Here is a 15,424-nt window from a genome sequence, read left to right on the forward strand (position 1 = left end):
TGCCGGAACACAAGTAAATCGTGGTTGATCACTGTAGTCGCGACGAGCTTCGTTGGCGAGACTTCAACACCTGGAAAACAAACCCGTCAAGCGCCGCCGCTCGACGTCTCCGGGAACACATTTTTCGGTCCTCGGTCTACTCGCATGGCAGTTCGGTGCAGCGCGAGGATACGATCGGCCACCGCGCTGATGTCAAGGCTGGCGCGGAAAACCTCATTTCCAGCGGCACCAAGCCGTTCACGTTCTTCAGCGTCATCAATGAGGCGCACGATGGCTTCGGCCAAACGGCCGGACATTCCCGGAGGCACCAGTAACGCAGTCGCGCCATCCGTCAAGAATTCGGGAATGGCACCGACCGGGGTCGTAACAATTGCGACGCCATGCGCCAAGGCTTCAAGAATAGCCATCGGCATCGCTTCATGGTGCGAAGGCAACACGAAAATGTCCGCCTTGCGCAGCAGGCCGCTGGCAGTGGCACGATTGATCCAGCCGGGTAGCGTGACACGATCCTGAAGACCCGCCTTGCTGACAACTTCGCGGAAGTGCTCGACCGCTCCGTCTCCGGCAATGGTTGCTGTCCACGGTCTCGACAACAGTTCTGGCGACCGCAGAGCCTCCAGCAACTCCGGGACACCTTTCCGTTCGCCAAGCCGTCCAAGGAAAACGATCCGTACTGCCTCGCCACGCTGGCGGGTCGCAGGTTCCGTGTCTACCGGGTCCGTGTCCACCGGTCGCGGCACACCATTAAGCACGACAACAATCTTGTCCGGCGAGATTCCCATGTCGGAGACAAGTAGCTTTCGCCAGCCGCCGCCAAGCACGACAACAAACCGGGCTCGGCTCAGCGCAAACCGGATGGCTTTCCGACAAGGTCCGGGCAAGTTCTCGTAGAACTCCTGAAAGTCGGCGCCATGGAGATGCATGATGACCGGGACGCCCAGCAGATTGCCGAGTAGGCCAAAAATGCTTTTCCGCACGGCGCTGCCGCGGGTGGTCATATGCGCGTGTATGACCCCAAGCTGACCGGTGACTTTCATGTATAGCAGCAGGCCCAGCGCCTTCAGAAAGGAATAGACCATGCTGCCTATGCCGCCCTGCCCCCGCGAGTCGATGACGCGAACCCGCAGTGCATCCGGTTTTGTCGACCACTCTTCCAACAAGTAATGAATCAGGGTTCCGACTCCGCCCGACGTGTGAGCCACACCGCCGCCGGCAAACATCGCAACCATTTTGCGGTCGGCTCTCATTCGCCGTTCAAATCCTTGTTCCATTCACTTAAGGCAGGCTGATAGGAAGGTGTCGCGCGTTGATCCATAGCTTCAAGAAACGCCAACGGCGGCGCGGTTTTACGATCCTTGATCCGCCGCAGCCGTCGTGACAGCCAGTATCGTTCGCGACGTTCCGGCCTGAGCAACTCAAGAACAAGGGCCGGCTCCTCCCACGGAACGTCGTGATATGCCGTGAGAAGAAATTGGCTTTCGGGGTCGCACTTCCAAGCATCGGGAAAAAACACGATGATGTCGTTCGTCGTCACCGCAGGGCGCGCCCGTATCGCGCGACTGCTTATTTTCGCTGTCAGCGCCTCCACCAGATCACGGCCGGACCCAAGATTGATGTGACAGATTGGTGTGTTCCGCGGATTCATCTCGATCAGGTAAGCGGTTCCGGTCGCTGCATCGATCATGAAATCGAAGCCGATCAGGCCGCTCAATCCAAGGCGCCGTACCACGAGCCGGGCTGCCTCGAGCATCTCGGCGTTGTGGACCACGCGACCAGTCGTGGAAGGGCCCGTCCTGGATTCTGCAACGACAACTTCCACGCAAATGCCCGCGAGGACTTCACCCTCCCAGCAGGCAACCGAGCAGTTCGCCGGCCGGCCGTCCACGTAACTCTGAACCGAAATCGTTGGGCGAGTGCCGGCACGCCACCGATTTAACCAGAACGGCTCACGGTCTATCAGAAGCTTGTTGAGGGCCAGCCTTCCGCTGACCGGCCGATTCAGTTCCTCAAACACCGCTTCGGCCTCGTCCAGGGATGCGACGATGCGGACGCCTTGTCCAGCGCAGCTCCCGTCCGCCTTGAGCACCCAGGGAAACGGCACCGTCGCATGCCAGATGGACAAGTCCGCAACAGACGATATCAATTGTGAGGCAGGCGTATGGACGCCTTCCTCGTGGGCCATTGTCAGCAGCTTGTGACGAGCTTCCGTCACGTCGTAATGCTCGGGATCTCCTATTGATCGCTGGATAAGTGCACGTGTCCGTGGGTTCGCGGAGGTGCGGTGCAACTCGTGCAGGTGCCGCACAGCTTCCTCGTCACAGGGAATGACCAGATCGCACGATGTCTGATCAAAAGCAGCTTCCAGTGATTCAAGCGGCCGAGAAACCCGATAGGGCAGCCGCAAGGATGCGAGCTGGACAAAACGCAATGGATGACTTGGCGGTGTCATCGCGGAAACCTCACAGCCATTTTGTGCAAGCGCCATGGCCATGCGGGCTGTTGAAGGCAGGTGAAGCGTGGTCGCCAACAGAACGCGCGGCTCGGGGGTTGTCGTCCGGCTGTCGGTTACCATCTCATCGACCCTATTTGCTAGCTGAGGCGCCGAGATTATATCCAATTCATAAAATTCCTATTCAATATTGTGTGGGACATCAAGACTTAGGTGTCACCTGATCGGCGGTTGTGGACGTAGGGGATCTCATGATCGCACGCCTGCGTGACAGCGACCGCCTTCTCCGTTCAGCGTCCGCAATGCCATCTTGGTCCGCTCAGATTGCGGCAATTGTTGTCTCATGGGCCCTCGTTGAAGAGCAAAATTGCGGTAGCTCGCCTCCAGCCAAGCATGGACCGCATTTCGCTGATCCACCTGCCAGGGGGTAGCCAAACCTCTGGCATAACCAGACGCCTGCGATAACCAGACGCCTCTGGCAAACAATTGTGTCATCCTTGACAGCGAGGGCAACGGTCACACCGGATCGGCATCACGTTCGCTCGCAACCGATATGCAAAATGTAGCCAGATCATGTCATTGATGCGCCTCACAGATGAGGTCCCCGTACGTGAATGGAGACGCGCTTGTCGATCTCGCCGCTCTCACTATCATGGCCTTGCTTGAACGGCCGCTGCGCACCACAACCAGGACACGCCGATGAAGATCCTCCGATCCTCCGCCAGGAAGACTAGCCGTGCACCCGCGTCGAACTTTACCGGGGTTGTGTTTTCGGATGAGGTGGTGGTGGGAACGGCACCATCGCGCCTGCGCGGGTCGGTGGTGTCCTTCACGCCAGGGGCTCGCACTGCCTGGCACAGCCATCCGGTTGGGCAGACGCTATTCTGCCTGTCGGGCGCCGGGCGTGTGCAGCGGGAGGGAGAGCCCGTGCAGGAGATCCGTCCCGGCGACACCGTGATCATTCCGCCGGATATCCGGCACTGGCACGGTGCTGCGCCGGACAAGCTGTTTTCCCATCTCGCGATGTCGGAGCTGAACGACCAAGCCGAGGGGACGGCTTGGTTCGAGCATGTATCTGATGACGATTACACCGCGCCACCGGCGCCAGTGAACTAAGCGGACACCGCCTCGGAACCGGCTGGTTTCAGCATCGAACTCCTTGCGGCTGGGTGCCTGTCCAGCAGCTTGGCGGGACCAACCAGCGCCCGCACCAGTTCGCCGCCGCAATTTGGGCAGAAGCCAAGCAGGCGATAGTCGGCGCAAAACATGCATTCGTAGCTGCAAATGCGTGCGCTGCGACTATTTGGCGGCAGGTCGCGGTCACAGCATTCACAGTTCGGGCGCAGCTCCAGCATGACCAGCCTACTCCGCCGCCACCGCTGTCCGTGCCGACCCCGTCAGCATGAACCCCTCATACCCCTTCGCCGCCACCTCGTCGCATTTCAGCCGATACGCTCCTACGCCGCCGATATACGGCATGAATACCCGCGGCTTGCCCGGAATGTTCGCGCCCATGTACCAGGACGCCGCCGCCGGATACAGCGTCGTGTGCGCCACCTGGTTCACATGCTCCACCCAGTTATCCTCGGCGGCCAGGGTTGGTTCAATTTGATCAAGCTGCCGGCTGGTCAAGTGGCTCAGGCAGTCGCTGATCCAGTCCACGTGCTGCTCGATCGAGACCATCATGTTGCTGAGCACCGAAGGACTGCCCGGTCCGGTGATCATGAACAGGTTGGGGAACCCGGCGGTCATCAGGCCAAGGTAGGTGCGTGGTCCAGCCTCCCACTTGTCGGCCAGGGTCTGCCCGTTGCGGCCGGCGATGTTGATCCGGGTCAGCGCGCCGGTCATCGCATCAAAGCCGGTGGCGAAGACGATGGCGTCGAACGCATACGCGCGATCGCCGGCGCGCAGCCCGTCCGGCGTCAGTTCCTTGATCGGCGCGTCGCGCACATCCACCAGATCGACGTTCGGCCTGTTGTAGGTCAGGTAATAGTCGGTATCGACACAGATCCGTTTCGTCCCGATTGGATGACTGGTCGGCGCGAGCAGTTCCGCCTTAACCGGATCGGTTACCATGTCCCGGATCTTGCCGCGCACGAACTCAGCCGCCGTATCGTTGGACGCCTTGTTGACGATCAGATCGTTGAACGCGGCCATGAAGCTGGTTCCGCCGTCGGCCCAGCGCTGCTCATAGACCGCCAGTCGAGCCGCCTCCGGCGTTTCCATGGCGGCGGCATCGTTCGGGTCGGTCAGCACGCCGGTGCGCATCATCCGCGCCTCGGCCCGCTTCGCCGGGTAGGCATCCTTCCACGCCCGCTCATAGTCCTCCGTCATCGGCCGGTTACGCGACGGAATGCTGAAGTTCGGCGTGCGCTGGAACACCATGACATGCTCGGCCTGTCGCGCGATCATCGGAATCGACTGGATCGCCGAGGAGCCGGTGCCGATCACGCCAACCCGTAGACCGGTGAAGTCGACACCCTCATGCGGCCATTGGCCGGTGTGATAGGTCTTGCCCCTGAAGCTGTCCAATCCTGGAAAATCCGGCTTCCGCGCGGCCGACAGGCATCCCGTCGCCATCACGCAATATCGCGCCGACACCGCATCGCCACGGTCAGTCCGCACCGCCCAGCGATGCGCCGCCGGATCAAAGCTGGCGTCGGTCACCTTGGTCTCAAAACGGATGTCGCGCTTCAGGTCCAGCCGGTCGGCGACAAAGTTGGCATAGCGCAGGATTTCCGGCTGACCGGCAAATACCTCACTCCAGGTCCACTCCTGCTGCAGCTCATCGGAGAACGAATAGGAATACTGCATGCTTTCGACATCGCATCGCGCGCCAGGATAGCGGTTCCAGTACCAGGTGCCGCCGACGCCGGCCGCGGCCTCGAACACGATGGCCGTCAGCCCCAGGCCGCGCAGGCGGTGCAGCATGTACAAACCGCCGAACCCGGCGCCCACGATGACAACGTCCACTGTTTCGGGAACCGCCGGGCGGGCATGGATAGCCTGTGGCATGAATGCTCCTTTCAGCCTTGCTGAAGCGGCATCGGACACCACGCCGTATCGGTTTGTCAACTCATCGGTAGCTTTTCAGACTCGTTGGTCCAATCTGTGGTATCATCATACCACAGGCAAAAACCCCTTGACCAACCGGGATCAGGGCGCGATACCGGCGCCTTCTGAACCACCGGACATCGGTAAACCCCATGCTCAAGACCACTGTCTCCCTGAAGCCGTCGGAGGTGACGAAGGACTGGGTGCTGATCGACGCCGAGGACGTCGTCCTCGGTCGCCTGGCTGTCGTCATCGCCAATCGGCTGCGCGGCAAGCACAAGCCGCAGTTCACGCCGCACGTCGATTGCGGCGACAATGTGGTGGTGGTGAACGCTGCCAAGGTGCGCGTCACCGGCAACAAGGCGGAGCAGTCAATATTCTACTACCACACCGGTTATGCCGGCGGTATCAAGGGCCGTTCGATCCGGCAGCGGCTTGAGTCCAAGCATCCGGAGCGGGTGCTGGAAAAGACGGTGGAGCGGATGATCACCCGCGGCCCCCTGCAGCGCAAGCAGATGAAGCACCTGTACATCTATGGTGACGCAACGCATCCGCATGATGGCCAGCAGCCGAAGCCGCTGGACGTTGCCGCGCTCAATCCCAAGAACAAAAGGGTCTGATCCCGATGTCAGGAACCCAAACCGGCAGCCTTGCCGACCTGAAAGACGTTCTGGCCGCGCGTCAAGCCGCGGCCGAAGCGGAGGCCGCCGCGACTGGCCGGCCGATCCCCGTTGCACCGTCCGATCAGCCCAGACGCGAACCCAAGCGCGACGGGCTCGGCCGTTCCTACGCCACCGGCCGGCGCAAGGAATCCGTGGCGCGGGTGTGGATCAAGCCCGGCAAGGGCGAGATCATGGTGAACGGCAAGAAGGTGGTGCAGTATTTCGCCCGCCCCGTGCTGCGCATGCTGATCACCCAGCCGTTCCTGGTCTCGGACCGCTACAACCAGTTCGACGTGTTCTGCACGGTGAACGGCGGCGGACTGTCCGGACAGGCCGGTGCGGTGCGGCACGGCATCAGCCGGGCACTGACATACTATGAGCCTGATCTACGCGGCATCCTGAAAGTTGCCGGGTTCCTCACCCGTGACTCCCGTGCGGTGGAGCGCAAGAAGTACGGCAAGGCGAAGGCGCGGCGCAGCTTCCAGTTCAGCAAGCGCTGATGACTGGTCGCGATTGACCGGCGCTGCAAGGTTCTGGAAGCAGCTAACTGCCGCGAAAGCAATCACGGTAGCCTTGTTATGTCGGCCGCGCTGCTGCAACCGATGAACTTTAGCATTCCTGCCTGATAGATGCACCGTTTGCCGCAATTCGACACGTTCTCGACGTTCGTCACGATGCGGCACGTTTCCAAACGTCATGGCGGGCGCAGGCCCGTCATCCACGTCTTTATACGCACATGGAAAAACGCGCGGTTGCCAACTGCAGCCGACCCATGGCCCTGACCCACGAGTCGGCATGACGAAGGGGCGCGGCCGATGTGCCACTTGTTCCACCGGTTGATATTATTTTTCCACAACCTTTGTTGATCAACACGTCCTTGGTTCGGCTTTGGTCATCTAGCTAGCCTCATGTGGCCTGGCAGAACGAGTAGGTCGATACTGTGCACAGCGTCCTGGATGTTTCCGCAGCCTGGACGGTGGCGGAACATGGAAAAATTCTGGGCGCCCCAAATTCGCGACAGACGTCGGCAACGGTATCATCGGACGTGGGACGCTGGTTACACTATTACGCCGTGTGTGAGACGTTCATGCGAGTAACGCAGATCAACCACTGCTGCGTCAGAGTCGCCAACAGGTCAACGGTGGCAAAGCTGCTTTCGCCAACCAGCACGATTGTTCCCTCCGACAACCAACACCCAATCTGCAAGACCACCTGACGGACCCGGTCCGCCAGCTTCTTGTGCCGCTGCTCGCACATGCGGCAGAAGCGCGTCAAGCGCCCCGGTACGCTGAGCAACGGCAGCCGCCATATCTGCGGCGCCCACGGTGATACGTAAATGGCCAAAGTCGAGATAAGGGCATATCACTTTCGTCAAATCACGTGTGGGCAGGGAGAACCAGCATGACGTCGCCTCCCCGATCAACCTCCGTTCGCGCCATCACGCTCGACCCGCGTTCCTGGGTGGAACGGCTTTGGTCCTCGGTCGCGGACCGCGGACGCTCCTATGCCGATGTGCTTCAACCTCAGGCCCCTGACGCGCCGCTCGATCGCGCCCAGGAGCTTGCGACTGCTCTCCTCTCGGAGCATGGCGAGGCGTCGGGGGCGGCGGTGGCGCGGGCGCTGCACGCGGCCATAGGCGAATTTGAAGCCAAGGACCGGCTCGCGTTCTACCGCTTCCTCGTGGAAAATTTCCTGCCGCCCGAGGCTCAGCTCCGGGCGGCGGCGGAGGCCTATCTTGCGGAGCCGACGCCTGAGCACGCAACCCAAGTTGCCGAAGCCGCCGAACCGGCTCGGCAGGAGCTGCTGCGCCGCATGAACATGGTGCCCGGCGGTACAGCGGCGCTGGTGGCCATGCGCAGGGATCTGCTGACCAACCTAGGCAACGAGCCGAACCTGAAGCCGCTCGACGTCGACCTGCGCCATCTGCTCGCCTCGTGGTTCAACCGCGGCTTCCTGGATCTGCGGCGGATAGACTGGCAGACCCCGGCGGCCGTGCTGGAGAAGCTGATTGCTTATGAGGCGGTCCACGAGATCCAGGGCTGGGATGACCTGCGCCGGCGCCTTGCGCCCGATCGGCGCTGCTTCGCCTTCTTCCACCCGGCCCTGCCGGGCGAACCGCTGATCTTCGTGGAGGTTGCTTTGATCAGCGGCTTGGCCGCCGCCGTCCAGCCGCTCCTGGCCGCCGATGGCGATGAGCGAGCAGAGCGTGCGCGTGAGCAGGCCGCCGACACCGCAATCTTTTACTCGATCTCCAACTGCCAGGCCGGGCTGCGGGGGGTCGCCTTCGGCAACTTCCTCATCAAGCAGGTCGTGGAGGAGTTGAAAGCCGAGCTGCCACGCCTCGGACGTTTTTCGACCTTGTCGCCGGTACCGGGACTCCGCCGCTGGCTGGACAAGCGGCTTCTGGAACCGGACGCCGCCGAGGTCCTGCGGGAGGCCGAGGTGGCCGCGCTCCGCCTGACCGTCGGGGAAGCGTCGCAGCCAGGCAATCCCGTTGCCCTGCTGCATCGCCTATTGGAAATGGAGGACTGGTGGAAGGACGCGATGCTCGTGGAGGCGGCGCGCGCACCGCTCACCCGCCTCTGCACCATATATCTCACGACGCCCCAGGGCGGCCGTGGACCGGCTGATCCGGTGGCTCGCTTCCATCTTGGCAACGGCGCGCGGCTGGAGCGGGTGAACTGGCTGGGCAACGTGGCATCGCGCGGGATCAGAGAATCTTATGGGATCATGGTCAACTACCTCTACGATCCCGAACAGATCGAGGCCAACCACGAAGCCTTCGTACGCGGCGCGATCGTCTGCTCTGCCGCGGTGAATGCTCTGCTCGAGACACCGGCCCTGCCCACGGCCATGGCGCAGCCGAAGGCTGCAATACGCACGCGCCGTCCGCCCAAGGACTGATTGATGCGATCCAGCACCCGTATGGCCAGCCGGCGCGCGTAGCTTTTCGCGCGATATGGAAATACCGTCCAAGCCCATTACAAGCGAATAGGCGTCTGACAGAGTGTCAACGGTCATGAAGAATGACCCTCGGGAGGAACCAGGAATGTCCTATGGCACAGCGCGCGGCATCGCACCCTCTAAACCCCCCGCGCATGCACGAACGCCGCTGAACCGGCAGCAGATCGTCGGCTTCTGGGCCGCGTGGTTCGGGTGGACGCTGGATGGCATGGATTCCGTGATCTATGCGCTCGTACTGGGGCCGGCATTGACGGAGTTGCTGCCGCGCTCGAACATTGCCGCGACGCCCGCCAATATCGGCTACGTCGGCTCGCTCATGTTCGGCGTGTTCCTGGTGGGCTGGGGTCTGTCGTTTATCTGGGGACCGATCGCAGACCGGTTCGGCCGCACCAGATCGCTTGCCGCAACGGTGCTGGTCTATGCGGTATTCACGGGCGCCGCCGCGTTCGCCCCAAATATCTGGTTGCTCGGACTGTTCCGCTTCCTCGCGGGCATCGGCGTGGGCGGCGAGTGGGCAATGGCTGGCACTTATGTCGCCGAAGCTTGGCCAGAGGACCGGCGCAAGATGGGCGCCGGGTATCTGCAGACCGGCTATTACTTCGGCTTCTTCGTTGCAGCGGCCTTGAACTACACGGTCGGCGCATCCTTCGGCTGGCGCGCCATGTTCCTCTGTGGGCTCGTGCCTGTCGTGATCTCGATTGCGACCCTGCTCGGTGTCAAGGAACCGGAGCGCTGGGAGCAACGCCACCGGGAGGAGCAGGCGATGCCCGTGAAACGGCACAACCCGTTGGCGGTGATCTTCAACCGACAGTATATTGGACGCACCATCACCATGTCGGCGCTGCTGACCATCGCCATCGTCGGCCTCTGGGCCGGCGCCGTGTATGAGCCGACGGCAATCGTATTCCTCTCCCGCAAAGCCGGAATGGCAGCACCGGACGCAGTGAAGATGGCATCCTACGGCACCGGCCTGCTCTCAATCGGCACCATCCTGGGCTGCGTCGCCGCGCCTTGGCTCGCTGAGCGCGTCGGCCGCCGCCCGACGTTGGCCCTGTACTACTTCGGTATGATGGTCACGATCGCGCTGGCATTCGGCTGGGCGTTCTATCAGCCAACCGGTTCGGCACTGCCGGCGTTCATGGCGGTGCTGTTCTTCCTCGGCCTGTTTGGCGGCAACTTTGCGATCTTCAGCCTCTGGCTGCCGGAGTTGTTTGGCACCGAAGTCCGTGGCACCGCTTTCGCGTTCTGCACCTCGGTCGGCCGCTTCATTGGCGCCGGCGTCAACTTCGGCCTTGCTGGCGCGGTCGCTGTGATGGGAACGCTCGGGACGCCGGTCGCGCTCACCGCGGTCGCGTTCGCCATCGGGCTGCTGGTCATCCCGTTCGCACGTGAGACCAGGGGCGAAGCGTTGCCTGGATGATGGTTGAACTGGTCATTGTGACTGTTATACCAGCGGCCCGATGGGCTGCTTGGTATGCGCGCGGCTTTGGTGAGGCGCCGTGCGCGAATCAACAAGATATCAGCAGCCGTTGGCCCGGATGATCAACATTAAGGGGCGTTGGTCTTACCGACAAGTGGCGCGGTTCTGTCAGCGCCAAATGCCACCGATTACGAACGTACTTCGCTGGTTCCGGCCGCGCCGGGTCTCCGACACTTCAGGCCAGCGCAACGCCCGACATCTCGCGGCAGTAATCGAGCAAACGGTCCTGCAGCTTGAGGTCGCGCGCGGCCGGCTTCACGTCTCTGAGCTGTTGGTGGTAGAAGTAGCCGCCGGTCATCCGCGCTGCCGGGTCGTTGCTTACCGCCAGCCAAGCCTGGGTCAGGTGAGCTTGGTCGAGGTCATCCGACGCGCTCGGGCCGCCCATCCGGGTCGGCACCCACCCCGGCGTGAGCGCATTCGACAGCACATCGGGCCAGCGCCGCCCAACGCCGAAGGCGAGCAGCACGTCATGCAGCTTGGTGTCGGCATAGGCCTGGCTGCCGTTCCAACGGCGCCCGGACCATTGCGGGTCGTCCAGGTTCGGCTCGCCGCCGGTGTGCATGCCTGAACTGAGATAGACCAGCCGGTCGGGCCTGTGCATGAGCGCGGTGAGCACGTAAGGCGCGAGCACGTTGACGGCCCATAGCTGGGATAACCCATCGACCGTTTCGACGCGGCGCGACTCGCGGTAGCCGATCCCGACATTGTGGATCACCGCGTCGAAGCGTCCCCGTCTGTTCGCCTGATCCGCGACGTCGCGCATGGCCGCGAGCGTCGCAAGATCGCCAACCAGGACCGTCTCGGCTTGCGGCAGCGCGACTCGCGTATCCTCGGCCCGTGCCTCGCTCCTGGCATGCAGCACGACCTCATGTCCCTGCTCGGCCAGAAGGCGACCCGCCATCAATCCGAGCCCGTCCGACGATCCGGTGATGAAGATTTTTGCCATTTCGTCCTCTGTTGTGGGGGCTGAGGCACGAACGGACAGAAATGTCGGTAAGGACCAAGGTTAGCCCTTTGAGAAACCCAAGATTTCCGTGTTCCCGTACACGGCTTCAATACGCCACCGTTTGTCGCATGGAAAACGCCGGATTTGAAGAGCCCTATTGGGGCGTGTCATCAAATAAGGCGATTTCGGCGCGGCAGAAACTTTGCTCGATAGTGCGTCAGCCTCTCGGGAGCTGACCGATGCGACGTTATAGCCTTCGAGACGATCAGCAGGAGCGTATTCCTGACCTTCTTTCCGGCCGTTAGGGCTTGGTTGGCGTGACGGCGGCGGATAACCGGTTGTTCGTCGAGGCAGTGCTTTTCCGGTTTCGCGCTGGGGTTCCTTCGTGACCTGCCGGAGCGGTTTGGTGATGGTGTCTCGGTCCATTTGCGTTTCAGTCGCTGGGCCAAGTGGGGCATCTGGAAGGCGTTTTCCATCACTGGGCGGCCGACACACTGATCGCCGACAAGGCCTTCGATACCGATAAGTGGGTGATCGCGCCGTTGGCCGCGGCCGGCAAGACGGCCGTCATTCCGCCCGAGAGCAACCGCCATGCCGCTCGGGCTTGGGACTACGATTGCGACCTCTATAAAGCGCGCCACCTGATAGGCTCTTTCTTCGCCGAACTCAGGCAGTTCAGAGCCATAGCATCACGCTACGACAAGACCCCACGAAACTTTCTCGCAGGCATTCACCTCGCGTCCGCCGCAATCTGGCTTATTGATGATACGCCTAGCCCGGTGCCAGCTACTACCGGGGTTAGCTGAAGGTGAGCATTCGATGGCCGGCCAGCGCCAACCAGATCACTCATGAACCCTGCCACGGTGTCACGGTCAGGCCGACTTCGGCACGCGTCCCTTTATCGCGTTGGCACGCGCCTGGTACGTGACACGTCCCGCGGCGTCCTCCGACAGGCGTGCTCGCACCCGCGCCTTGAGTTGTTCCACGTCGCCAGCCGCCATCGTGGCCAGCGTTGGTCGCATACTCCCCATAGCCGTGCTCGCGCTCCAGAAGTCCTCGAAATCCGGAAAACTCCGTCGCGCCGTGACTTCGCGTGTCTCGACATCCTCCAGGCCCGCGCCTGTCCACAGGTCCCGCAGAGCCGCCGTGCGTGACGCTTCGGGACTTGGAGGGAGCGGCGGGGTGAAACCCAAAGCGCGCAGTTCAACCTGGATCGGATCAAACGGGAAGCCCCCGCCCAACATGTCCCAGGCGTATGCCGATACCACACCACCGGGACAAACCACCCGTGCCATCTCGGCGACGCCTTTAGCTGGATCGGGAACAAAAAAGATCACCAATGCCATGACGGCAGCATCAAACCGGCCGCCGTCGAACGGCAATGCCATGGCGTCGCCCTGGAGAAATGTCACGCCGTGCGTCGCCGGCCGCGTGTGCGCGAATGCAAGTTGTGCGTCCGACGGATCGATTCCCTGTGTTTCGGCGGGTGCGCATCGCCGGACAAGCAACTCGGTAAACGCGCCACTGCCGCAGCCGACGTCGATCCACCGCAGGCCCAAAGGCGGTGCCAGCCAATCAAGAAAAACCTGGCCCGCGAGATGGCTCCAGATGCCCATTCCGCGCTCGTAAGCCTTGCCATCATCAAAACGAATGGGCTGTTGGACCATTGGCGTCGTGCTCCATTTTCCGCGCGTGGCGGCCGGCACTATACGGACGCTCGTGCGCGCGTGGCGAACCATAATGTCCCGACAGCAGGCGATCCCTCAGTACATATGCTGGCCGCCGTTGATCGACAACGTTGAACCGGTCACGTAGTCGGCGTCGTCAGCGGTCAGGAACGCTACGCCACGCGCGATGTCCTCGGCGTGTCCCAGACGTCCGACCGGGATCTTCGCGACGATCTTGCGCAGCACCTCACCCGGCACCGCCCGGACCATCTCGGTATCCACATAACCGGGTGCAATGGCATTGACAGTGATGCCATAGCGCGCACCTTCCTGCGCGAGTGCCTTGGTGAAGCCGTGAATGCCGGACTTGGCGGCGGCGTAGTTCACCTGACCATATTGTCCCGCCTGGCCGTTCACGCTGCCGACATTGACCACACGACCAAATTTCCGCTCCCGCATGCCCTCGAACGTCAGCTTGCACAGGTTGTAGCAGGCGCCGAGGTTGGTATCGAGCACCGCGTCCCACATGTCGCGCCGCATGCGCAGCAGAGTGCCATCGCGGGTAATGCCGGCGTTGTTCACCAGGATTTCGATTGGGCCATATTCAGTGGTGGTCTTGGCAATTCCCGCCTCACACTCATCGAACTTGCTGACGTCGAACTTGATGACCGGAATGCCGGTTTCGGCGTTAAATGCCTCCGCCGCCGTATCATTCCCAGCATAGTTCGCCACCACTGCTCGGCCTTGCGCCTTCAGCGCGAGACTGATCGCCGATCCGATTCCGCGAGTGCCACCCGTGACCAATGCGACGCGTGCCATTGCTGCCTCCCGTTTGTTATGACGTATTCAAGGCACTCTTTACCATCTCTATCGACCATGCAAAGCCCAGCCAGGTTTCATCCGTTGACGCGGCGGATGATGTCGGCCCAATGGTCCAGGATTGGCAGAATGACATCCTCCTTGGCGGGATCCAGGCTGGTGGAGACGGTATCCACGTTCAGCGTCCGGTAGCTCTCGATCAGCGCGCGGTCAGGCGGCTGAGCGCCGATTGCGATCCGTAGCGAAGCCGGGTCGCGTCCCGCCTCAGCCGCCATCTGGCGGAAGCGCGGGATCACCTCCGTCAACGGCGTTTTGCTGGAAGCCGTGGTCTGTGGCATCCAGCCATCGCCATAACGGACGGCACGCCGAGCGCTGTAGGGGAAGGCGCCACCGATGAGGATGGGAGGATGGGGTGTCTGCACCGGCTTAGGCCAAGTCATCATCGGGCCGAAGTCAACAAATTCGCCGTGGTATTCAGCCTTCGCCTTGGTCCAGATCGCCTTCATCGCCTCGATCCGCTCCCGCGCCAGCTTGTGCCGTGTTTCGAACACCGCGCCGTGGTTTTCCATCTCGTCCTGGTTCCAGCCGTTGCCGACGCCGAAGACGAAACGGCCGCCAGAGACCTGGTCGATCGAGGCGACCAGCTTCGCGGTCTGGATCGGATCACGTTGGGTAATCAGGCAGACGCCGGTGCCAATCTTCAGGGTTTGGGTCGCCGCCGCGGCAGCGGTCAGCGTGACGAACGGGTCCATGACGTCGTAGTAACGTTTTGGCAGTTCAGGCCCCAGCGGGAACGGCGTCTTGCGGCTGAGCGGGATGTGCGAATGCTCCGGTGCCCAAACGATGTCGAAGCCGCGCGCCTCCAGCGCCTGGGCCAGGACGGCCGGGGTTATCGAGTAGTCGGTGAAGAACATCGAGGCGCCGAACTTCATGTCTTGCTACTCCGGCGGTGACCGCTTTTGGGCCAATGGCTGCGATAAATGTGGCACAGCGGTCACCCGCTGTGATGGCGGAGGTAGGCACGTCGTTCGCGCTTGCCGAGACCATAAAATTCGAGTACGGAGAAGTCGCGCAGTGCCCCCGTCTCACACCACCAGGCGTGTCGTCACGTATCACGACGGTTTCCGACACGGTTCAACGCGGCATGATGACCTGCCATCTGGACCAGCCCGAGATTGTCGAACCAGTCGTTGGGCACCGCCCTCTCTCGGTTTAGGTTCTCAGCACTGCTCACCGCTTCCATCAGGTTTTGCGTCAAGGCTCGGTCCTGGTTCCATGCCGTGGACGCTTGTGGCACTGCGGGCGCCGCGGGTCGGTTCCGCCCGCCCCGCTGACGCCGTGGCGCAGCGCCGCCTCGAGGGCCGCGCCGAGGAAGTCCCCTTG

Annotated in this window: 14 protein-coding genes and 1 pseudogene; 6 read left to right on the forward strand and 9 right to left on the reverse strand. The window is 62.2% G+C overall.

Translation table 11 applies throughout. The features are described from left to right. Window positions 1–86: 86 nt before the first annotated feature. Both ACQY4S_RS18900 and ACQY4S_RS18905 read right to left on the reverse strand, forming a co-directional pair. Window positions 87–1,247 (reverse strand): glycosyltransferase family 4 protein, encoded by a 1,161-nt coding sequence (locus ACQY4S_RS18900; protein ID WP_428486768.1) that lies wholly within the window; start codon window positions 1,245–1,247, stop codon window positions 87–89. After that, the gene (locus ACQY4S_RS18905; RefSeq protein WP_428486769.1) at window positions 1,244–2,572 is read right to left on the reverse strand and encodes an ATP-grasp domain-containing protein; all 1,329 of its coding nucleotides are present in this window, start codon (window positions 2,570–2,572) and stop codon (window positions 1,244–1,246) included. The genes ACQY4S_RS18900 and ACQY4S_RS18905 overlap by 4 nt, the downstream gene beginning before the upstream one ends. A 576-nt stretch (window positions 2,573–3,148) precedes the next feature. Here ACQY4S_RS18905 and ACQY4S_RS18910 point away from each other — a divergent pair. After that, complete coding sequence (locus tag ACQY4S_RS18910) at window positions 3,149–3,565, forward strand: (R)-mandelonitrile lyase (protein WP_428486770.1); 417 nt, start codon at window positions 3,149–3,151, stop codon at window positions 3,563–3,565. Here ACQY4S_RS18910 and ACQY4S_RS18915 read toward each other — a convergent pair. After that, window positions 3,562–3,804, reverse strand: a complete 243-nt coding sequence (locus ACQY4S_RS18915) for a DUF1272 domain-containing protein (RefSeq protein WP_428486771.1) — start codon at window positions 3,802–3,804, stop codon at window positions 3,562–3,564. The two genes, ACQY4S_RS18910 and ACQY4S_RS18915, sit on opposite strands and share 4 nt — an antisense overlap. 7 nt (window positions 3,805–3,811) lie before the next feature. Next, a complete protein-coding gene (locus tag ACQY4S_RS18920; RefSeq protein WP_428486772.1) occupies window positions 3,812–5,464 on the reverse strand; it encodes a flavin-containing monooxygenase in 1,653 nt (550 codons plus the stop codon). 191 nt (window positions 5,465–5,655) lie between these two features. Between ACQY4S_RS18920 and rplM the strand changes: the two genes are divergently transcribed. From rplM to ACQY4S_RS18940, 4 genes are all read left to right on the forward strand, one after another. Beyond that, window positions 5,656–6,123, forward strand: coding sequence for a 50S ribosomal protein L13 (gene rplM / locus ACQY4S_RS18925; RefSeq protein ID WP_428486773.1), 468 nt, complete (start codon window positions 5,656–5,658; stop codon window positions 6,121–6,123). Between the two features lie 5 nt (window positions 6,124–6,128). Next, window positions 6,129–6,665: a 30S ribosomal protein S9 gene (gene rpsI, locus ACQY4S_RS18930; RefSeq protein WP_428486774.1), complete on the forward strand. Its 537-nt coding sequence runs from the start codon at window positions 6,129–6,131 to the stop codon at window positions 6,663–6,665. 1,108 nt (window positions 6,666–7,773) lie between these two features. Then, complete coding sequence (locus ACQY4S_RS18935; protein WP_428486775.1) at window positions 7,774–9,069, forward strand: malonyl-CoA decarboxylase; 1,296 nt, start codon at window positions 7,774–7,776, stop codon at window positions 9,067–9,069. Between the two features lie 145 nt (window positions 9,070–9,214). Beyond that, a complete protein-coding gene (locus ACQY4S_RS18940; protein WP_428486776.1) occupies window positions 9,215–10,549 on the forward strand; it encodes an MFS transporter in 1,335 nt (444 codons plus the stop codon). A 235-nt stretch (window positions 10,550–10,784) separates the two neighbouring features. On the opposite strand, the gene ACQY4S_RS18945 is transcribed toward ACQY4S_RS18940, so the two are convergent. After that, entirely contained in the window at window positions 10,785–11,555 is a 771-nt protein-coding gene (locus tag ACQY4S_RS18945; RefSeq protein WP_428486777.1) for an SDR family NAD(P)-dependent oxidoreductase, read from the reverse strand. Between the two features lie 239 nt (window positions 11,556–11,794). Here ACQY4S_RS18945 and ACQY4S_RS18950 point away from each other — a divergent pair. Further along, window positions 11,795–12,361, forward strand: a pseudogene (locus ACQY4S_RS18950) (transposase). A gap of 66 nt (window positions 12,362–12,427) precedes the next feature. Here the strand turns inward: ACQY4S_RS18950 and ACQY4S_RS18955 are convergent. The 4 genes from ACQY4S_RS18955 to ACQY4S_RS18970 all read right to left on the reverse strand — a co-directional run bounded on the left by ACQY4S_RS18955 (window position 12,428) and on the right by ACQY4S_RS18970 (window position 15,299). Next, on the reverse strand, window positions 12,428–13,222 hold the full coding sequence (locus ACQY4S_RS18955) for a class I SAM-dependent methyltransferase (RefSeq protein WP_428486778.1): 795 nt from the start codon (window positions 13,220–13,222) through the stop codon (window positions 12,428–12,430). A 96-nt stretch (window positions 13,223–13,318) separates the two neighbouring features. Then, a complete protein-coding gene (gene phbB / locus ACQY4S_RS18960) occupies window positions 13,319–14,041 on the reverse strand; it encodes an acetoacetyl-CoA reductase (protein ID WP_428486779.1) in 723 nt (240 codons plus the stop codon). 77 nt (window positions 14,042–14,118) lie between these two features. Then, the gene (locus ACQY4S_RS18965; RefSeq protein WP_428486780.1) at window positions 14,119–14,973 is read right to left on the reverse strand and encodes an LLM class F420-dependent oxidoreductase; all 855 of its coding nucleotides are present in this window, start codon (window positions 14,971–14,973) and stop codon (window positions 14,119–14,121) included. A gap of 173 nt (window positions 14,974–15,146) precedes the next feature. Beyond that, complete coding sequence (locus ACQY4S_RS18970; protein ID WP_428486781.1) at window positions 15,147–15,299, reverse strand: hypothetical protein; 153 nt, start codon at window positions 15,297–15,299, stop codon at window positions 15,147–15,149. Between the last annotated feature and the right edge of the window lie 125 nt (window positions 15,300–15,424).

The organism is Rhodopila sp. (genome assembly GCF_965276935.1).
Lineage (GTDB): Bacteria > Pseudomonadota > Alphaproteobacteria > Acetobacterales > Acetobacteraceae > Rhodopila.